The sequence below is a fragment of the Methylobacterium sp. PvP105 genome (assembly GCF_017876975.1).
Lineage (GTDB): Bacteria > Pseudomonadota > Alphaproteobacteria > Rhizobiales > Beijerinckiaceae > Methylobacterium > Methylobacterium radiotolerans.
Genome location: NZ_JAGIPA010000001.1, coordinates 1 through 18,348, shown reverse-complemented (window position 1 = coordinate 18,348; position 18,348 = coordinate 1). Strand labels below are relative to the sequence as shown.

Sequence of the window (18,348 nt, the reverse complement as noted above, 5' to 3'; positions counted from 1 at the left end):
CGGGTACTCTTACTCTGCCGCGTCCAGGGTCTGTGCGATCCGGGTCAGGGAGAAGTCCTCCTCGTAGAACTTCGCCTGCCAGTCGGAGGGCCGGTTGGTCCGCCGGACCTGCACCGCCGTCACCTTGTACTCGGGGCAGTTCGTCGCCCAGTCCGAGTAATCCGTGGTGATGACGTTGGCGCCGGTCTTGGCGTGGTGGAAGGTCGTGTAGACCACCCCGGGCTGCATCCGCTCGGAGATCTTGGCCTTCAGGGCGATGTCGCCCGAGCGGCTCTCCAGGGCGACGAGGTCGCCGTCCACGATGCCGCGCAGCTCCGCGTCGAACGGGTGGATCTCCAGCACGTCCTCCTCGTGCCAGCGCGAGTTCTCGGTGCGCCGGGTCTGCGCGCCGACATTGTACTGGGAGAGGATCCGGCCCGTGGTGAGGATCAGCGGGAACTTCGCCCCCGTCCGCTCCTCGGTGGCCACGAACTCGGTGATCATGAACCGGCCCTTGCCGCGGACGAACCGGTCCACGTGCATCATCGGCGTGCCGAGCGGCGCCTTCTCGTTGCAGGGCCACTGCACCGAGCCGAGCTCGTCGAGCTTGGCGTAGGACACGCCGGTGAAGCTCGGGGTGAGCGAGGCGATCTCGTCCATGATCTCGGACGGGTGGCTGTAGGTCATCGGGTAGCCCAGCGCGTTGGCGAGCAGCACCGTGCCCTCCCAGTCGCCGTAGCCGCCCATCGGGGCCATGACCTTGCGGACCCGCGAGATGCGGCGCTCGGCGTTGGTGAAGGTCCCGTCCTTCTCGAGGAACGAGGCGCCCGGCAGGAAGACGTGGGCGTACTTGGCGGTCTCGTTCAGGAACAGGTCCTGGACGACGATGCACTCCATCGCCATCAGGCCCGACGTCACGTGGTGCGTGTCGGGGTCGGACTGCGCGATGTCCTCGCCCTGGATGTACATGCCCTTGAACGAGCCCTCGACGGCCTCGTCCAGCATGTTGGTGATGCGCAGGCCCGGCGCGTTGTCGAGCTTGGCGCCCCAGAGGGCCTCGAAGCTCTCGCGGGTGGCGTCGTCCGAGACGTGGCGGTAGCCGGTGAGCTCGTGCGGGAACGAGCCCATGTCGCAGGAGCCCTGGACGTTGTTCTGGCCGCGCAGCGGGTTCACGCCGGCGCCGAGCTTGCCGATATTGCCGGTGGCCATGGCGATGTTCGCCATGCCCATGACCATGGTCGAGCCTTGGCTGTGCTCGGTGACGCCGAGCCCGTAGTAGATGCCGGCCGCGCCGCCTTTGGCGTAGAGCCGGGCCGCTCCGCGGACCTGCTCAGGGTCGAGGCCGGTGAAGGACTGCTGGTTCTCCGGGGAGTGTCGCTCGTCGGCGATGAACCGCGCCCAGGACTCGAACTCGGCGAGGTCGCAGCGCTCGCGGACATAGGCCTCGTCGATCAGCCCCTCGGTGACGATCACGTGCGCCAGCGAGTTGATGAAGGCGACGTTGGAGCCGGGCTTCAGCGGCAGGTGATAGTCGGCCTTGATGTGGGGCGACTTGACGAGGTCGATCTTGCGCGGATCGGCGACGATCAGTTTCGCGCCCTGCCGGAGGCGCTTCTTCATCCGCGAGCCGAAGACCGGGTGGCCGTCGGTCGGATTGGCGCCGATCACCAGGATCACGTCGGAATGCTCGACCGACTTGAAGTCCTGGGTGCCGGCCGAGGTGCCGAGCGTCGACATCAGGCCGTAGCCGGTCGGCGAGTGGCAGACGCGGGCGCAGGTATCGACGTTGTTGTTGCCGAAGGCGGCGCGCACCAGCTTCTGGACGAGGTAGGCTTCCTCGTTGGTGCAGCGCGACGACGTGATGCCGCCGACCGAATCCTTGCCGTACTGGGCCTGGATCCGCTTGAACTCGGAGGCCGCCCGATCGATGGCCTCCTCCCAGGAGACCTCGCGCCACGGATCCGTGATCTTCTCGCGGATCATCGGCTTGGTGATGCGGTCCTTATGGGTGGCGTAGCCGTAGGCGAAGCGGCCCTTGACGCAGCTATGGCCCTCGTTGGCCTTGCCGCCCTTGTACGGGACCATGCGGACGACGCGCTCGCCCTGCATCTCGGCCTTGAACGAGCAGCCGACGCCGCAATACGCGCAGGTCGTGACCTCGGCGTGCTCCGGCTGGCCGTACTCGTGGATCGACTTCTCCTGCAGGGTCGCGGTCGGGCAGGCCTGCACGCAGGCGCCGCAGGACACGCACTCGGACTCGAAGAAGTTGGTCGGGCCGGCCGCCACGCGGCTGTCGAAGCCGCGACCCGCGATGGTCAGCGCGAAGGTGCCCTGCACCTCCTCACAGGCGCGGACGCAGCGGTTGCAGACGATGCACTTCGACGGGTCGTAGGTGAAGTACGGGTTCGACTCGTCCTTCGGCAGGTACTTCTCGGAGCTCGGCCGGACGTGGTTGTCGCCCTCGTAGCCGTAGCGCACGTCGCGCAGGCCCACGACGCCCGCCTGGGTCTGCAGCTCGCAGTCGCCGTTCGCCGCGCAGGTCAGGCAGTCGAGGGGGTGGTCGGAGATGTAGAGCTCCATCACGCCCTTGCGGAGCCTGGCGAGCTTCTCGTTCTGGGTGTGGACCACCATGCCGTTCTCGGCCGGCGTCGTGCACGAGGCGGGCGTGCCGCGCCGGCCCTCGATCTCAACGAGGCAGAGGCGGCAGGAGCCGAACGGCTCCAGCGAGTCGGTGGCGCAGAGCTTCGGGATCTGCGTCCCGGCCTGCATCGCCGCCGCCATTACCGAGGTGCCGGCGGGCACCGTCACCGACATGCCGTCGATCGTCAGCGTCACCGTCTGCGCGCTGACGCGGATCGGCGTGCCGTAGTCGATTTCTTTGATGAGGGCCATGCGCGCCGCCTCACTCAGCCGCCGCAGGCAGCGAGCCCGCACGGCGAAAATCTTCGGGGAAATGGGTGATCGCGCTCATGACGGGCATCGGGGTGAGCCCGCCCATGGCGCAGAGCGACCCGTCGGTCATGACCTCGCAGAGGTCCTCGACCAGCTTCAGGTTCGCGTCCGGCCGGATGCCGGCGATCACCTTGTCCATGGTCTCGACGCCGCGGGTCGCGCCGATGCGGCAGGGGGTGCACTTGCCGCACGACTCGGTGGCGCAGAACTCGAAGGCGAAGCGGGCCTGGGCGGCCATATCGACCGTATCGTCGAACACCACGATGCCGCCGTGGCCGACGAGGCCCTTCTTGGCCGCCATCGCCTCGTAGTCGAGGGGCGTGTCGAGGAGATGGTCGGGGAAGTAGGCCCCGAGCGGCCCGCCGACCTGCACGGCCCGGACCGGCCGACCTGAGCGGGTGCCGCCGCCGAAATCCTCGATCACCTGACGGAGGGTGATGCCGAAGGCCATCTCGATCAGGCCGCCGTGCTTGATATTGCCGGCGAGCTGGATCGGCAGGGTGCCGAGCGAGCGGCCCATGCCGTAATCGGCGTAGGCCCTGGCGCCGTTCTCCAGGATCCACGGCACGGCCGTGAAGGTCATGACGTTGTTGACCAGCGTCGGCTTGCCGAGGAAGCCCTTCAGCGCCGGGATCGGCGGCTTGGCCCGCACGATGCCGCGCTTGCCCTCCAGGCTCTCCAGCAGCGAGGTCTCCTCGCCGCAGATATAGGCCCCGGCGCCGAGGCGCACGTCCAGGTGGAAGCTCTTGCCCGAGCCCAGGATGTTGTCGCCGAGCACGCCCGCCGTCACGCCGTTGGCGATCGCCTCCTTCAGGGTCGCGAAGGCCTGCGGGTACTCGGAGCGCAGGTAGATGTAGCCGCGGGTGGCGCCGGTGGCGACGCCCGCGATGGTCATGCCCTCGATGAGGTTGAAGGGATCGCCCTCCATCATCATCCGGTCGGCGAAGGTGCCGGAATCGCCCTCGTCGGCGTTGCAGACCACGTATTTCTGGTCCGCCTCGGCGAGCATCACGGTGTTCCACTTGATGCCGGCGGGGAAGCCGGCACCGCCCCGGCCGCGCAGGCCGGACTCGCGCACCGCCGCGACAATGCCCTCGGCATCGAGCTTCAGGGCGGCCTCGAGGCCGCGGTAGCCGCCATGGGCCCGGTAATCGTCCACGGAGACCGGGTCGATCACGCCGCAGCGGTGGAAGGTCAGGCGCTGCTGCCGGGCGAGGTAGGGGATTTTTTCAGGATCGCCGAGGCGCAGGGCGTGGTCGCCGCCCGTGGTCAGGCCGGCATCCAGCAGGGCGTCGACGTCGGCGAGCGTCACGGGTCCGTAGGCGACCCGCCCCTCGGGCGTGCCGATTTCGACCATCGGCTCCAGCCAGAACAGGCCGCGGGAGCCGGTGCGGACGATGGTGACGTCGAGGCCGCGGCGCTCGGCGCCCGCGAACAGGGCGCGGGCGACCTTGTTGGCGCCGAGGCCGAGGGCGACGGCGTCGCGCGGAACGTAGAGGGTCACGCTCACTGGCGCACCTCCGTCAGGGCAGCTTCGAGGGCGTCGGCGGTCAGGTGCGCGACCGGCTCACCGTCCACCAGCGCGGCGGGACCGTTGGCGCAGAGGCCGAGGCAGTAGACCGGCTCGACCGTGGCGCTGCCGTCGGCGGTGGTCTCGTGCCAGCCGCAGCCGAGGCGGCCGAGGATCTCGCGGTGCAGCTTGTCGGAGCCCATGGCCTGGCAGGCCTCGGCCCGGCACAGCTTCACCTCGTGGCGGCCGGCGGGGTGGGCGCGGAAGTCGTGGTAGAAGGTGATGCAGCCGTGGACCTCGGCGCGCGACAGGTTCAGCGCGTCCGCGATCAGCGGCACGGCGCCGGAATCCACGTAGCCGAAGGTTTCCTGCAGCGCGTGCAGGATCGGCAGCGTGGCCCCTTCGAGATGGGTGTGCTCGGCGATGATCCCGGACGCGCGCTCCGCGCTCCAGGGCTTGTGACGCGCCATGGTTTCCAGCCCAGTCTGTTCCTGTTCTAATGCGAAGAGGAACAGAAATGCCGAATGGCATCAATCGCGCTGTCCGGTCGGGCGACAAAGGACGTTTGTCGAGCTGTAACGCGCAGGCCAGACGAGCGGAGACACCTCGTTAACCTGTTGCCACAGCGCGATTTTTCAGATCCTATACGCGGTCAGAATTTGTCGCGTGCATCGCAACATAAATTTGTGCCATGCAAGAAACTGCATCCTGTCACGTCGGGTCCGGAACGTCCGGTGAGAGCCCTCCGTCCTTGCGAGCGGAGCGAAGCAATCCAGGGCAGCGCGACCTCGGCAAGCGTGGCGCGACTGGATCGCTTCGCTCCGCTCGCAAGGACGGCGGCGGGCCCCGAGACCGGAGCCTCGGCCGCCTCAGAACTCCATCTCGAGTTCCTCGATCTCGTCCGGCTCGTCGGCGGCGGCCTCAGCCCACTCGACCATCAGCGGCCAGTGCAGGATCGTGTCGCGGTAGGCGGCGGCCCGGGGCGGCAGCGCGACGTCGTAGGTGCGGAAGCGCGTGCAGACCGGAGCGTACATGGCGTCGGCCAGGCACGGCCGCGCGCCGAACAGGTACGCACCCTCGTAGCGGTCCAGGCAATCGTCGAAGATCGTGACGATGCGCTCGATATCGGCCTTCGCCCCGTTGAACACCCGGAAGTCGGGGTGGAAGGCGCGCAGGTTCATCGGCAGCGCCGAGCGCAGATTGACGAAGCCGGAATGCATCTCGCCGGAGATGGACCGGCAATGGGCGCGCTCCGCCACGTTGCCGGGCAGGAAGCCGGCCTCCGGGAAGGTCTCGGCGAGGTACTCGGCGATGGCCAGGGTGTCCCAGACGACCACGTCGCCGTGGCGCAGGCGCGGCACCAGGAAGGACGGCGAGAGGTGAAGCAGCTCCGCCCGGGTGGTGGCGTCGGCGCCGGACAGGACCTCGGTCTCGAAATCGAGACCCGCCATCCGGCAGATGAGCCAGCCCCGCAGGGACCACGAGGAGTAGTTGCGGCTCGAGATGGTGAGCGTAGCGGCCGTCATCGTCCTGCCCCGGGCGCGTCGCCGATCGTGCGGTCTGCGAGGCCCGATCCAAGACTCGTGCCGAACGGGGCTGGCGAATCGCTTCCGCCCGCGATTCTACTCCCGTCGCAGCAGCGCCGCGACCTCCGCCTCCTCGGCCGCCGACAGGTTCCGGGCCGGCGCGGGCGGGCGGCGGCGGGCGAGGCGCCAGATTCCCAGCCCGCCGAGCAGGACCGCGAGCACCGGGGTGAGCCACAGCAGCAGGGTGTGCAGCGCGAAGACCGGGCGCAGCAGCACGAACTCGCCGTAGCGGGCCACGACGTAGTCGAGCACCGCCGTGTCGCTGTCGCCCTTCTCCAGCCGCTCGCGGACGATCAGGCGCAGGTCCTTGGCGAGCGGCGCGTCGGAATCGTCGATCGACTGGTTCTGGCAGACGAGGCAGCGCAGTTCGGCCGAGATCTCCCGCGCGCGATGCTCCAGGACGGGATCCTTCAGCACCTCGTCGGGCTGCACCGCGAGGGCCGGCAGCGACGCCAGCAGGGCGAGCGCCGCCAGCGCGGGCCGGAGCGAGCGGCGCGCCATCACTCGGCCGGCACCGCGACCGGGAGCGGCCGCGCCTTCGCCTTGGCGGGGACGCCTACGCGCATCCGCCGGTCCGTGAGCGACAGGCCGCCGCCCACGGCCATCACCACCGCCCCGAGCCAGATCAGCAGGACCAGCGGCTTGTAGTAGAGGCGCAGGCCGACGCCGCCGTCCTGCCCGATCTCCCCGAGACTCGCGTAGACCTGGCTGGCGCCGACGGTCAGCAGGCCCGATTCCGTCACCGCCATCTTGCGGCTCGGGTAGAACCGCTTGCCGGTCTCGACCTGCCCGACCTCGTCGCCGCCGCGGGTGCGGATGGTCAGGTAGGCGGCGGCCTCCTCGTAGTTCGGTCCCTTGCGCGGCGCGACGCGATCGAGGGTCGCCACGTAGGGTCCCGTCGCCAGGCTCTGGCCGGCCTTGAGGGTCGCCAGCCCCTCGGTCGCCCAGCCCTGCGCGGCGATGCCCAGCACCACGACGCCGACCCCGGCATGGGCGATGGCGGTGCCCCAGGCCGAGCGCGGCAGGCCGACGGCGCGGCGGCCGATCTGGCCGAGGGAGCGGGCGCGGCTCGCCCCGTAGCCCCGGGCGCGGGTGACGATCTCCAGGGCGGAGCCGATCAGCAGGTAGGCGCCGAGGCCGATCCCGACCGGCGCCATGACCGGCCCGCCCCAGGTCAGCGCCAGCACCCCGAAGCCGACGACGAGGGCGACCGCCAGCGCGGCGAACAGGCGCTGGGCGGCGGCGAGCACGTCGCCGCGCTTCCAGGCGAGCGACTGCCCCATGGGCACGATCAGCAGGAGCGGGATCGCCAGCGGGACGAAGGTGGAGTTGAAGAAGGGCGGCCCGACCGTGATCTTCTCGCCCGTCAGCATCTCCAGCACGAGCGGGTACAGGGTGCCGACCAGCACGGTGGCGCAGGCCGCCACCAGGAACAGGTTGTTCAGGACGAGCGACCCCTCGCGAGAGATCGGCGCGAACAGGCCGCCCTGCCGCAGCAGCGGCGCCCGCCACGCGAACAGCGTCAGCGAGCCGCCGATGAACAGCACCAGGATCGCCAGGATGAAGACGCCGCGGGTCGGGTCCGTGGCGAAGGAATGGACCGAGGTGATCACGCCCGAGCGGACCAGGAAGGTGCCGATCAGCGAGAGCGAGAAGGTCAGGATGGCGAGCAGCACCGTCCAGACCTTCAGGGCGTCGCGCTTCTCCATCACCACGGTGGAGTGCAGCAGCGCCGTGCCGGCGATCCACGGCATCAGCGAGGCGTTCTCCACCGGATCCCAGAACCACCAGCCGCCCCAGCCGAGCTCGTAATAGGCCCAGTAGGAACCCATCGCGATCCCGAGCGTCAGGAAGCACCACGCGGCCAGCGTCCAGGGCCGCACCGCCCGCGCCCAGACGGCGTCGATCCGCCCGTCGATCAGCGCGGCCACCGCGAAGGCGAAGCTGATCGAGAAGCCGACATAGCCGACGTAGAGGAGCGGCGGGTGGATCGCGAGACCGGGATCCTGCAGCAGCGGGTTGAGGTCGTTGCCCTCGAGCGGCGCCGGGATCACCCGGGTGAACGGGTTCGAGGTCGTGATGATGAACAGCACGAACACGAAGGTGATCAGCCCCTGCACGCCCAGCGTGCTGGCCCGCAGCCGCGGCGGCACCGAGTTCTTCGCGGCCGCCACGCAGGCGCCGAACAGGGTGAGGATCAGCACCCAGAGGAGCATCGAGCCCTCGTGGTTCCCCCAGACGCCCGAGATCTTGTAGATCAGCGGCTTCTGCGTGTGCGAGTTCTCGACGACGTTCTGGACCGAGAAGTCCGAGGTGACGTGCGCGTAGGTCAGCGCCGCGAAGGCGAACAGCACGCAGGCGAACGCGCCGAGCGCCGCCTGCGAGGCGATCTGGCGGAGCGCCGGATCGCCCGAGCGGGCGGCCCAGATCGGCATCACCACCTGGACGAGGGAGATCGCCAGCGCGAGCGCGAGGGCGAAGTGGCCGGTCTCGACGATCATGCGGGTTCCCTCACCGCTCGCTGCGGGGACCGAGGGTGCTGTCCGCCGCCGCGGTGGCGGGCTTCGGCGCCGGGCCGCCCCTGTTCGGGCCGCCCTCCTGCCAGCGCCCCTGCGCCTTCAGCGCGTCGGCCACCTCGCGGGGCATGTAGGATTCGTCGTGCTTGGCGAGCACCGTGTCGGCGCGGAACTGCCCGCCCGGCTCCAGCACGCCCTCGGCGACCACGCCCTGCCCTTCGCGGAACAGGTCCGGCAGCAACCCCTTGTAGTGGACCTCGACGGTCTCGTTCGTGTCGGTGACGGCGAAGTCGACCGTCTGGTCGGGACCGCGCCTGAGCGAGCCGTCCTTCACCAGACCGCCGAGCCGCAGGCGCGTGCCCGGGGCGATGGCCTGCTTGGCGATGTCGGTGGGCGAGCGGAAGAACACGATCGAGCCGCTCATGGCGTACAGGATCAGCCCCACGGCGAGCGCCAGGACGCTGCCGCAGGCGGCGATCAGGATCAGGCGGCGTTTCTTACGCGTCACGATACTTCCACCCCGCGGTCCGGCGCGCGGAGACCCGCCCCGACCGGAACCGTTCTCATTCTAGTCTTGAGGGTGTCGGCTCCAGGCGCCCGCGGGTCAAGGGCGGGCGTCGGGACCGATTGTCGTACGGACCGCTCGGCGGAGGCGGCCTCGCGATCTCGTGGTGCCGGGGGCTGGGCCTGGCGGGGGTCCGGCCTGTCAGGGATTGGGCTTGGCGGGCAGGTCCAGCTCCCGGGCGAGGCCGTCGAGCCGCGTCACCGCCTCGCTGTTGGCGGCCAGCGCCATCCGGGCGCGGTCGAGGGCCTTCACCGCTTGGTCCCGCTCGCCCAGCGCGCTGTAGGAGCGCACGAGGCGCATCCACTCGTCCGGCGTGCCGCCCCGCGCGGCGAGGCGCCGGTCCAGCCCCTCGACCATCCCGCGAATCGCCGCCTGCTGCTCAGCCTGCGGCATGGCGCGCACGGCCGCCATCGCGGCCTCCTTCTCGGTTTGGGCGCCCGATCCCGGCTGGCCGGATCCGGCCGGCGCGGGCGCCTCGCCCTCCGTGCCGAGCCCCACGGCGCGGGCGGCCTGCTCCACCTGGGCGAGCCCCTGCGGGTCGCCCGCCAGGGCCGCGCGCGCCCGGGCCAGGGCGTCGGCCGCCTGCTCGCGCTCGCCGAGGACCGCCCGGGACCGGACCAGCCGCAGCCACTCGTCGGGGGTGCCGCCGCCGGTCTTGAGCCGGGCGTCCAGCCCGTCGACCATGCCGCGGATCGCCGCCTGCTGCTCCGCGGGGATCTGCGGGGCGGTCTGCGGAGCTGCGGGCGGCGGCGGCTCGCCCTTGAGCCGGGCGAGGCTCTGCTTGACGATCCCGAGCCAGGGGGCATTCGGCGGGCTCGACGCCTCGAGCTCGGTGAGCTGGCGGATCGCCTCGCCGGTGTCGCCGGCCTGCTCGGCCGCGCGGGCCAGGTAGAATCGGGGCTTGGGCGCGTTCGGCTCCTTGGCCTGCGCCTTCTCGAACAGCGCCCTGGCCTCGGGCGAGACCGTGCCGTTGCCCGCCGCCGTGAGGGCCTCGCCCTGGTCGGCCAGCAGATCGGCGGTCTCACCCTTGATCCGCGCGATGTTGGCGTAGGCGCGGGCGGCGTCGTCGAAGCGGCCGGTGCGCATGTAGACCGGGGCGAGCACCGCCCAGCCGCGGGCGTCGTTCGGGTCCCGGGCGAGGCGCGCCTCGATCTGGCTGACCGCCTTCATCAGCTCGTCCGCGCCGCCACGGGCGGCCTGCCGGTCGGCCTCGGTCTGTGCCGGCACCTCGGGCGAGCCGTAGAGCCCGTAGGCGATCAGCGCCACGAGGGGGATGGTGGAGAGCGCGAAGGCCGAGGCGGCGCGCCGGCGGCGCAGGCGCGGCTCGGCCGGGCGCGCGGCCTCGGCGATGCCGGCATCCTCGGCCTCGCGCTGCGCCTCGCGGCTCGACCGGAGCAGGCGGCGGCCCGCCTCGGCCTTGGCGGTCTCGGCCTCGTCGGGGGCGATCAAGCCGCGCTCGAGGTCGCGCTCGATCTCGGCGATCTGATCCTCGTAGAACGCCGTCTCGGTGGCGAGCCCGGTCCCGCCCGCCTCACCGGTCGGCACGGCGGCGCGGCGCGACATCGGCCAGAGCAGGCCGAGCACGGCCGCCGCGGTCATGGCCGCCAGGATGAACCAGATCGCCGTCATGGACCTTATCGCCAACGAGCCGGACCGGCCCGCCCCTCCCCACGCCATGTGGAGCCGGCAGCGTGACGCCACGACGCCTCCCGGCGGCGGCACGGTGTCACGCAACTCTGTTGCGAAGACAAGGGGCCGGGCGGAGCCATGAGGCCGCGTCCCGCAGCTCGATCCGTGCCCGGCCCGTACCCGGAGGCGGCGGAGGGCCTCAGTGGGTCGGGGTGCCGACCGGCAGGTCGCCCGGCACCTCCAGCACCGCCCGCAGGCCGCCGAGCGCCGCCTCCTCCAGGGTGAAGCGTCCCCGGTACAGGGCGGCGAGGTCGGCCACGATCGACAGGCCGAGGCCGGAGCCGGGCTTCGATTCGTCGAGGCGCCGCCCGCGGCCGAGCACGGCCTGGCGGGCCTCCGGGGGCAGGCCGGGGCCGTCATCCTCGATGGCGACAACGAGGTGGGGATAATCGTTCGTGTTCACCGCCTCGGCCCGGATCGCGACGCGGCCGTGGGCCCATTTCGACGCGTTGTCGACGAGGTTGCCGACCATCTCCTCGAAATCCTGGCGCTCGCCGCGGAAGCGCAGGCCCGGCGGCACGTGGACGTCGTAGGCGATGTCCTTGTCCCGGTAGATCTTCCCGAAGGTGCGCACGAGGCCCGCGAGCGCCGGCTCCACCTCCGTCGAGGTGCCGAGCGTGCCGGCGAGGGCGGCGGCCCGGGCGCGGTCGAGGTGGTAGTTGACCTGATCGCGCATGACCGCGGCCTGCTCGCGGATCTTCTGCGCGAGCTCCTCGGGGGCGTCGGAGGCGCCGACCTCGTTGACGATGATCGAGAGCGGCGTCTTCAGGGCGTGGGCGAGGTTGCCGACCTGGGTCCGGGCGCGCTCCAGGATCTCGCGGTTGGTCTCGATCAGGAGGTTCACCTCGCCGGTGAGCGGCGCGATGTCGCGGGGATAGGTGCCGGTGATGCGGTCGGCCTCGCCCCGGCGGACGGCGCCCAGCGCGGCGCGCATCTTCTTGAGCGGCGCGAGGCCGAACCGGATCTGCAGCAGGGTGGTGATCGCCAGCGACAGGCCGAGCAGGCCGAAGGTGATGGTCAGCGAGTTCCGGAACCGGTCGACGTCGTTGACGATCTCGTCGGCGGGGCCGGCGACCCGGACCGTGTAGCGGCCCTCCTCGCCGAGATCGACGTCGCGCTCCATGATGCGCAGGAGGCGTCCGTCCTGCCCCTTGCCGTAGCCCTGACGGATCTGCCCGACCCCGACCTTGCCGTCCGAATCGGTGGCGGGCGGGAGCGGCACACCCACGAGGGAGCGGGAGGTGCGCACGTCGCGCGGCTTCGCGTCGGGCTTGCCGACCTGCCAGTACCAGCCCGACAGGGGCAGGTCGAAGCGCGGGTCGCCGAGCGAGAAGGTCCGGCTCTCGGGATCGTTGGGCGAGACGAGGTCGGTGGCGAGATTGTTGGCGAAGACGAGGAGCCGGCTGTCGAAGGAGCGCTCGGTGTTCTCGCGGTAGAGGGTCGTGAGGATCCAGGCCGCGATCAGCAGGATCGCGGAGCTCGACAGGAACGCCGACACGGCGAGCCGCACCGCGATGGAGCGGCGGCGCAGGGAGAAGAGGCCGATGAGGTCGATCATGGATGCGTCGGTCGCTCAGACGGGCGGCGGCGCGTCGTAGAACACCGCGCCGCGCATCAGCGGGCGCGCCGTGCGGAAGAAGGCGCCGCGCTCGGCCCGCCAGCCGTCGGCCCCGCGGGTCACGGCGGCGTCGGCGGTGAGGATGCCCGACGGCATGCCGACCCGCAGGGCCGCGCCGGTGGGGCGGGCGGCCTCGTGGACGAGACTGCCTTCGAGCCGGGCGGCGACCGCGAGGCACAGGGTGGCGGTCAGCGGCAGCGCCTGATGCGGCACGCCGTTGGAGATGACCCGGGCGGTCAGGTCGATCTCGGCGGCGCGGATCGCGTCGCCGGAGAGGCTGCCGGACTCCTGCGGCGGGGCGACGAGGCCGACGAAGGGCACGTGGACGACGCGCGCCGCCGCCTCGACGTCCGGCGCGATGCCCATCGCCACGGAGCCGGCCCGGCGGATCCGCGCCAGCCGATCGAGGAGGCCCGGCACGGACTCCAGGGCTGCGGGCAGCTCGGTGCCGGCCAGCCCGAGATCGGCGGCGCGGACGAACACGCAGGCGTTGGCGGCGTCGATCAGGGAGGCCTCGATCGCGCCGAGGCCCGGCACGTCGAGCCTCTGGCGGACGGTGCCGGTCGGGAGCAGCCGGCCGGTCGTGGCGCCGCCCGGATCCAGGAAGTCGAGCTGGACCGGCGCGCCGGTGCCAGCGACGCCGGGGATCGCGAGGTCGCCGCGGTAGACGCTGCGGCCGCCCTCCACCGCGAAGGTCGCCGCGATCCGCTTGCGCGTGTTGGTGTTGAAGATCCGCAGCCGCACCGGGCCGTCCGGGACCTCGACGAGCCCCTCGTCGACCGCGAACGGTCCCACGGCGGCGAGCATGTTGCCGCAATTGCCCGACAGGTCGATGCGGCCGTCCCGGACCACGACCTGCACGAAGGTGTAGTCGATGTCGGCGTCCGGCCGCGCGGAGCGCTCCACCACGCAGATCTTCGAGACCGACGAGACGCCCCCGCCCATGCCGTTGAGCTGCCGCCCGAACGGGTCGGGGCTGTCCATGGCGGAGAGGAAGACCGGCTCCCAGGCGGCGAGATCCCCCGGCACGTCCCGGCGGTGCAGCATCAGCGCCTTGCTGGTGCCGCCGCGCATGAACACGGCCGGCAGCGTGCCGGAACGCGGAGCCGCGCTCACATCCGCGCCGGCGGCTGGTTGGGATCCACGAGGTAGCCGAGGCCGCGCACGGTCTGGATCAGGTCCACCGCGAGCTTCTTGCGCAGGCGGCCGACGAACACCTCGATCGTGTTCGAGTCGCGGTCGAAATCCTGGTCGTAGAGGTGCTCGGTGAGTTCGGCGCGGGACACGACCCGGCCGGTATGGTGCATCAGGTAGGAGAGCAGCCGGTACTCGTGGCTCGTCAGCTTCACCTGGGCGCCGTCGACGAAGACCTTGCCGGAGCGCGTGTCGAGGGTCACCGGCCCGCAGGCGATCTGGCTGGTGGCGTGGCCGGCGGCGCGGCGCAGCAGGGCGCGCACCCGGGCCATCAGCTCCTCCATGTGGAAGGGCTTGGTGACGTAGTCGTCGGCGCCGGCGTCGAAGCCGTCGACCTTGTCGGACCAGCGGTCGCGGGCCGTGAGGATGATCACCGGGGTCTTCACGCCGGCCCGGCGCCACTTCTGCAGCACCGTGACGCCGTCGGCCTTGGGCAGGCCCATGTCGAGGATGATGGCGTCGTAGGGCTCGCTCTCGCCGAGATAGCCGCCCTCCTCGCCGTCATAGGCCTTGTCGGCGACGTAGCCGGCCTCCTCCAGCGCGGCCACGACCTGCCGGTTGATGTCCTTGTCATCCTCCACGACCAGCAGACGCACGGCTCACTCCCCTCCGAAACGGTTCCGGCGCCCGCTCAATACTGTCCCGCCACGGTGCCGGTGCGCGCGTCGACAATCACGTGCACGAAATGCCCGTCCCGGCGCAAGGCGGTGAGCATGTAGACGAGGCCGTCCGCGTGACGGCAGAGGCTCGCCCGCTGGATCTCGGCCCGGGGGATCACCGTGCGGGCCGCGCGGATCGCCGCGACCGGCGGGATCACCCGGCGCTCGCCGACCTCCTCGCGCAGGTCGGCGGGGGACAGGCAGCTCTCGATCCGCAGCGGCGCCTGGCTGGACACCGCGCCCGTCTGGGGGGCCGGCCCGTCGTCGGCCATGGAGCCGAGGCCGCCCGCGGCGAGGGCCGCGGCGGTCAGGCTGATGGCGACGAGGGCGATGGCGTAGCGCATTGGCAGATGATGTGCGCCCAGGGCACTGAATGCGTCCTGAATACGTGGCCGTGCGCCGCCCCCGGCGGTCGTCGGTGGCGGTCCGGACATTCCTCGCGCGGTTGACGCGGCTGACTTGGCGGCGGACGGCATCGTGCGGACATGACGGCCGAGGCGGCGCCCGGTTCCACGGCGCGGGCAGCTTCGCACAGGCGCCGCGGCGGGTCTCACGGCGGGGCCGCCGGGGCGGGTCCGCAGGCCGCGGCGCGGGCCGACGGCACGGCCCCGCCGGGGCGCGCCGGCGCGGCCTGCGCGGCGCCGCCGGCCCCGAGCGTCCAGGCGCGCCGGCCGACCGCACCGCCCTCGTGGACGGCGACCGTCACCGCCGCGGCCGACGCCAGGGCGAGCCACGCCCGGTCGAGAACCCTGTCCCAGCGCAGGCGCATCTCACGCTCCCGTCAGCAGCTTCCAGAGGGCCCGCAGGGCCGGGATGTGCGCGGCGAGCCACGCGACCTGGTCGGAGAACCAGTGCGCGGCCGCCGCCGCGGCGACGAAGGCGAACACCGTCGCGTGCTTGAGCCGGCGCAGGTAGCGGCGCAGCGCGCGGCGCTCGAGATGCGCGTCGACCAGCTCGTCGAGGGCGGCGAGGCGCGGCTCGGACTGGCGGGCGAACCACGCGTGCCAGACGGGCGGGAAGCGGATCGTCCGGGGCCGCCCGCCGAGGGCGACCCCGGGGCCGGCCGCGTCCTCGGGGGGCGCGGATCGCCGCGTCCCGGTGCGGAGGGGCTTCATGGTGATGTTCCCTGTCTCACGGCCCCTCTGTGCCGCCGGAGCGGCGACGCCCGGCTTCAGGCCGGGCGCGTGTCCGCCCCGCGCAGCTGCGCGAGCGCCGGCGCGAGGACGTTGGCGGCGCTCGCCTCCGGGTCGAGCGGCAGCGCCCGGAAGATCCGCGCGGCCACGCCCGCGGGTCCGCCCGCTTTCCGCACGACGTGCGCGGGGGCGGTGGCGAGGACGTGCCGGGCGCCGGCGGCCACCACCGCGGCGCCGAGATCGGCGCTGACGGTCCGGCCCCGGGCGGCGCCGGCCACGGCGTTCTGGCCGAACTCGGCCCCGGCGCGGATCGCGGCCTCGATCCGGTCGCGGGTGAGCACGGAGGCGGCCCATGGCGCGACCCGGGCGATGCCGGCGGTGACGGCGGCGGCGGCGAGCGGCACGAGGGCGGCCGTGACCGGCTGGAGCAGCCCGGCGAGCCAGTCGCCCCACGGGAGCGCCGGGCCGGCGGCGGACGCGGAGGGGGCCGCGATCGCGGGCGCGGCGAGCGGCAGGCTCGTGACGGCCAGGGCGAGGGCCGTCCGGATACGGTGCGTCATCGTTGGACTCCGTGGTTGCGCGCGGCGGACCCGGCCGGCTCGGGATCGGGTGCGGCGGGTCAGGGGCTGCCCGGCGGCGGGGCGGCGGGGGCGTCGCGCAGGGCGGCGAGGGCCCGGCGGGCCCAGGCGAGGCGGTCTCTCGCCGCCACGACGCCGGGCCGCTCGTAGCGGCGCCAGACCGCCGCGGTGGCGGACGCGAGGGTGGTGGTGGCCCGCAGGGCGGCGAGGGCCGGCGCCTCGGGCCCGCGCAGCTCGGCGCAGAGATAGCCGTAGCCCGCCTCGGGATCGGCGGGATCGAGGCCGCGCGCCCGGCACCACGTCTCCATGGCGACGCGCCGGGACCCGGTCCACTGGGCGAGCCCCCAGCCGCCGCGGGAGCCCGGCACCGCGGGCGCGACCTCCTGGAGGTGGCGGAACCCGCCGGTCTCGCGGCCGAGATTGCCGAGCAGGCCGGCGGCCTGGAGCTCGCTCAGGCCGAGATCGCGCATCAGCCGCGGGCCGAGGCGGCGGCAGGCGGCGGCGAAGGGCTCCTGCGCGGCCGGAACGGGAGGCGGCATCGGCCCAGGTTCGGGCCTGGGTTCGGGCCTGGGTTCGGGCATGGGCGTGCTCCGGAAGCTGGCCTCCCCGGTCGCGCCGGGCTAAGGCGGCCCGCGCCGTGGGCGGCGCCGAGGGGGATGCGTGGGACGCGGACAGGACCGGCCGCTCGTGTTCATCGGCGACTCGATCACCGCCGCCTGGGGCGCGGTGCGGGCCGAGACCTTCGCGCGCCACGGCTTCGTGGCCCGGGGCGTCCCGGGTGAGACGAGCGGGCAGATCCGGGCGCGCTTCCTGCGCGACGCGGCCGGGGCCCGGGGCGTTCACCTGATGTGCGGGATCAACGACATCGCGGAGATCGGCGGCCCGGTCCCGGACCGGGCGATCGCCGGGAACATCATGGCCATGGGGCGGATGGCCTTCGCGGCCGGGCTGCCGCTCACGATCGGCACCGTGATGCCGAGCGACTTCTGGGGCTGGCGCCCCGAGCTGCGGCCGGTGGCGCGGATCCGCGCCCTGAACGGGTGGCTGCGCGCCTACTGCGCGGCGGGTGCGGCCCGCCTCGTCGATTACGGGCCGCCGCTCGCCACGGAGGCGGGCGCGCTCCGGCGCGAGTTCACCGACGACGGCATCCACCTCAACGGCGCGGGCTACGCGGCGGTGGAGCCGGCGATGCTCCGGGCCCTCGGCGCAGGCCCGGAATGACGGCGGCCGCGGGGTCGGGCGCTCACGCGCCCAGCGCCAGCCAGTAGGTCGGCACCGACCCGACGCCCGCCACCGAGCCGGCCGCCGCGCGGCGGGTGCGGAGCGTGAACCCGGTGGCCGCGACGTCGCTGACCTGCGCGGCGTGGAGCGCGTCGCCGGCGCCGGCGACCGGCTGCGCCCAGACGCCGAGGCAGCTCCCCGGGAAGGCGATGCCGAACGCCACCGCGACATCCGCCTCGGCGGCGGTGACGAGCCCCCATTGCGCGATCAGGCCGCCCGGGAGCCGGATCGATCCGTTCGCGCCGAGCGCCTGCGCGCCGGCCGCGAGCGGCGTCCCGTCGGCGCGCTGGTAGTGGCGCACGCGCCAGCGGCCCGCCGCGTCCGAGGTGGCGATGCAGGTGTCGTCGGGGGCCGTGACGAGGTCGGCCCGGGTCGGCAGCGCCAGCGCCTCGGGATCGTGGACCAGGGTCGCGGCGCCCGAGAAGCGCACGAGCCGCTCCCGGTCGGCCGCGGCGCCGAAGCTCGCGATCCGCCCGGCGCCGGTGACGAGGACGCGCCGGGTGCCGGCCGCGCCGAGGTCGGTGGTGGGGGCGGCCGCGAGCGCGGTCTCGGCCGAGGCGAAGTCGATCCCGCCGGTCCGCGCCGACGCCGTGAGCGCCGTGGCGAAGGCGGCCCCGTCGGGCGAGACCTTCAGGGTGAAGTCGTCGCTCCCGAGGTTGCCCAGCAGCGCCCGCGCCGCGTAGCCGGTCTCGAAGACCAGGGCGGCGTCGCGGGCGGCGGATTTCCGGTTGACGGAGACCCGCATGTCGCCGGTGCCCGGCGTGGCGTCGTCCCAGGTCAGGAGGGCGGAATCGGACTTCACCGCGAGGCGGTTGCTGGCGTCGGCCGCCGTGTTGATCCCGAGGCGGCCGACGCTCTGGAGCGCCGTCAGCGCCCGGCGGAGGCTCGTCCAGGCGGCCCCGTCGAAGACGTAGAGGTCGGCCTCGTCGACCAGCCAGGCGAGCCAGCCGGCCCGCGGCGCCGCGCCGGTCCAGATCCCGTCGGCGTAGCGCACCACCTGGCCCGCGAGCCCCGCCCAGGCGCCCCCGGGCGCGTCGGCGGTCACGAGGTAGCGGTCGCCCTCCGCGGGGCCCGGCGGCGGCGCCGCG

The 18,348-nt window shown here is 72.9% G+C and carries 18 protein-coding genes; 1 reads left to right on the top strand and 17 read right to left on the bottom strand.

Annotated features, from left to right (window positions below):
• Positions 1 to 9: 9 nt before the first annotated feature.
• From fdhF to J3A75_RS00015, 16 genes are all read right to left on the bottom strand, one after another.
• A complete protein-coding gene (gene fdhF / locus J3A75_RS00090; RefSeq protein WP_024828344.1) occupies positions 10 to 2,871 on the bottom strand; it encodes a formate dehydrogenase subunit alpha in 2,862 nt (953 codons plus the stop codon).
• Between the two features lie 10 nt (positions 2,872 to 2,881).
• The gene (locus J3A75_RS00085; protein WP_071000413.1) at positions 2,882 to 4,441 is read right to left on the bottom strand and encodes a formate dehydrogenase beta subunit; all 1,560 of its coding nucleotides are present in this window, start codon (positions 4,439 to 4,441) and stop codon (positions 2,882 to 2,884) included.
• The gene (locus J3A75_RS00080) at positions 4,438 to 4,911 is read right to left on the bottom strand and encodes a formate dehydrogenase subunit gamma (protein ID WP_071000412.1); all 474 of its coding nucleotides are present in this window, start codon (positions 4,909 to 4,911) and stop codon (positions 4,438 to 4,440) included. Before J3A75_RS00080 ends, J3A75_RS00085 begins: the two co-directional genes overlap by 4 nt.
• 399 nt (positions 4,912 to 5,310) lie before the next feature.
• Entirely contained in the window at positions 5,311 to 5,967 is a 657-nt protein-coding gene (locus J3A75_RS00075) for a glutathione S-transferase family protein (protein WP_071000411.1), read from the bottom strand.
• 96 nt (positions 5,968 to 6,063) lie between these two features.
• Positions 6,064 to 6,528 carry a cytochrome c-type biogenesis protein gene (locus J3A75_RS00070; protein WP_012321903.1) on the bottom strand — a complete coding sequence of 155 codons (465 nt, stop codon included), beginning with the start codon at positions 6,526 to 6,528 and terminating at the stop codon, positions 6,064 to 6,066.
• Positions 6,528 to 8,528, bottom strand: a complete 2,001-nt coding sequence (locus J3A75_RS00065) for a heme lyase CcmF/NrfE family subunit (protein ID WP_012321902.1) — start codon at positions 8,526 to 8,528, stop codon at positions 6,528 to 6,530. Before J3A75_RS00065 ends, J3A75_RS00070 begins: the two co-directional genes overlap by 1 nt.
• Before the next feature lie 10 nt (positions 8,529 to 8,538).
• Entirely contained in the window at positions 8,539 to 9,051 is a 513-nt protein-coding gene (gene ccmE / locus J3A75_RS00060) for a cytochrome c maturation protein CcmE (RefSeq protein WP_012321901.1), read from the bottom strand.
• Between the two features lie 198 nt (positions 9,052 to 9,249).
• On the bottom strand, positions 9,250 to 10,737 hold the full coding sequence (gene ccmI / locus J3A75_RS00055) for a c-type cytochrome biogenesis protein CcmI (protein WP_071000410.1): 1,488 nt from the start codon (positions 10,735 to 10,737) through the stop codon (positions 9,250 to 9,252).
• 199 nt (positions 10,738 to 10,936) lie between these two features.
• Positions 10,937 to 12,355: a sensor histidine kinase gene (locus J3A75_RS00050; protein ID WP_012321899.1), complete on the bottom strand. Its 1,419-nt coding sequence runs from the start codon at positions 12,353 to 12,355 to the stop codon at positions 10,937 to 10,939.
• A gap of 15 nt (positions 12,356 to 12,370) precedes the next feature.
• Positions 12,371 to 13,531 (bottom strand): 2-methylaconitate cis-trans isomerase PrpF family protein, encoded by a 1,161-nt coding sequence (locus J3A75_RS00045; RefSeq protein WP_209649613.1) that lies wholly within the window; start codon positions 13,529 to 13,531, stop codon positions 12,371 to 12,373.
• Positions 13,528 to 14,205, bottom strand: a complete 678-nt coding sequence (locus J3A75_RS00040) for a response regulator transcription factor (protein WP_012321897.1) — start codon at positions 14,203 to 14,205, stop codon at positions 13,528 to 13,530. The genes J3A75_RS00045 and J3A75_RS00040 overlap by 4 nt, the downstream gene beginning before the upstream one ends.
• Positions 14,206 to 14,240: 35 nt before the next feature.
• A complete protein-coding gene (locus J3A75_RS00035; RefSeq protein ID WP_012321896.1) occupies positions 14,241 to 14,612 on the bottom strand; it encodes a PepSY domain-containing protein in 372 nt (123 codons plus the stop codon).
• A 206-nt stretch (positions 14,613 to 14,818) separates the two neighbouring features.
• Complete coding sequence (locus tag J3A75_RS00030; RefSeq protein WP_024828348.1) at positions 14,819 to 15,037, bottom strand: hypothetical protein; 219 nt, start codon at positions 15,035 to 15,037, stop codon at positions 14,819 to 14,821.
• 1 nt (position 15,038) lies between these two features.
• Positions 15,039 to 15,383: a hypothetical protein gene (locus J3A75_RS00025; protein ID WP_012321894.1), complete on the bottom strand. Its 345-nt coding sequence runs from the start codon at positions 15,381 to 15,383 to the stop codon at positions 15,039 to 15,041.
• A 56-nt stretch (positions 15,384 to 15,439) separates the two neighbouring features.
• Positions 15,440 to 15,961 carry a hypothetical protein gene (locus J3A75_RS00020; RefSeq protein WP_012321893.1) on the bottom strand — a complete coding sequence of 174 codons (522 nt, stop codon included), beginning with the start codon at positions 15,959 to 15,961 and terminating at the stop codon, positions 15,440 to 15,442.
• Between the two features lie 59 nt (positions 15,962 to 16,020).
• Complete coding sequence (locus J3A75_RS00015; protein WP_024828350.1) at positions 16,021 to 16,518, bottom strand: phage tail tip lysozyme; 498 nt, start codon at positions 16,516 to 16,518, stop codon at positions 16,021 to 16,023.
• A 121-nt stretch (positions 16,519 to 16,639) separates the two neighbouring features.
• Between J3A75_RS00015 and J3A75_RS00010 the strand changes: the two genes are divergently transcribed.
• Positions 16,640 to 17,200 carry a GDSL-type esterase/lipase family protein gene (locus J3A75_RS00010; RefSeq protein ID WP_012321891.1) on the top strand — a complete coding sequence of 187 codons (561 nt, stop codon included), beginning with the start codon at positions 16,640 to 16,642 and terminating at the stop codon, positions 17,198 to 17,200.
• Between the two features lie 22 nt (positions 17,201 to 17,222).
• On the opposite strand, the gene J3A75_RS00005 is transcribed toward J3A75_RS00010, so the two are convergent.
• A partial coding sequence (locus tag J3A75_RS00005) for a DUF2793 domain-containing protein (protein WP_209649611.1) occupies positions 17,223 to 18,348 on the bottom strand: 1,126 nt, incomplete at its 5' end.

Bases quoted from the DNA above. Each gene is read 5' to 3' on its own strand.
- J3A75_RS00075 (WP_071000411.1), bottom strand. From the start codon at position 5,967: ATGACGGCCGCTACGCTCACCATCTCGAGCCGCAACTACTCCTCGTGG.
- J3A75_RS00070 (WP_012321903.1), bottom strand. From the start codon at position 6,528: ATGGCGCGCCGCTCGCTCCGGCCCGCGCTGGCGGCGCTCGCCCTGCTG.
- J3A75_RS00015 (WP_024828350.1), bottom strand. From the start codon at position 16,518: ATGCCGCCTCCCGTTCCGGCCGCGCAGGAGCCCTTCGCCGCCGCCTGC.
- fdhF (WP_024828344.1), bottom strand. From the start codon at position 2,871: ATGGCCCTCATCAAAGAAATCGACTACGGCACGCCGATCCGCGTCAGC.
- J3A75_RS00065 (WP_012321902.1), bottom strand. From the start codon at position 8,528: ATGATCGTCGAGACCGGCCACTTCGCCCTCGCGCTCGCGCTGGCGATC.
- J3A75_RS00025 (WP_012321894.1), bottom strand. From the start codon at position 15,383: ATGAAGCCCCTCCGCACCGGGACGCGGCGATCCGCGCCCCCCGAGGAC.
- J3A75_RS00020 (WP_012321893.1), bottom strand. From the start codon at position 15,961: ATGACGCACCGTATCCGGACGGCCCTCGCCCTGGCCGTCACGAGCCTG.
- J3A75_RS00080 (WP_071000412.1), bottom strand. From the start codon at position 4,911: ATGGCGCGTCACAAGCCCTGGAGCGCGGAGCGCGCGTCCGGGATCATC.
- J3A75_RS00050 (WP_012321899.1), bottom strand. From the start codon at position 12,355: ATGATCGACCTCATCGGCCTCTTCTCCCTGCGCCGCCGCTCCATCGCG.
- ccmI (WP_071000410.1), bottom strand. From the start codon at position 10,737: ATGACGGCGATCTGGTTCATCCTGGCGGCCATGACCGCGGCGGCCGTG.
- J3A75_RS00030 (WP_024828348.1), bottom strand. From the start codon at position 15,037: ATGCGCCTGCGCTGGGACAGGGTTCTCGACCGGGCGTGGCTCGCCCTG.
- J3A75_RS00035 (WP_012321896.1), bottom strand. From the start codon at position 14,612: ATGCGCTACGCCATCGCCCTCGTCGCCATCAGCCTGACCGCCGCGGCC.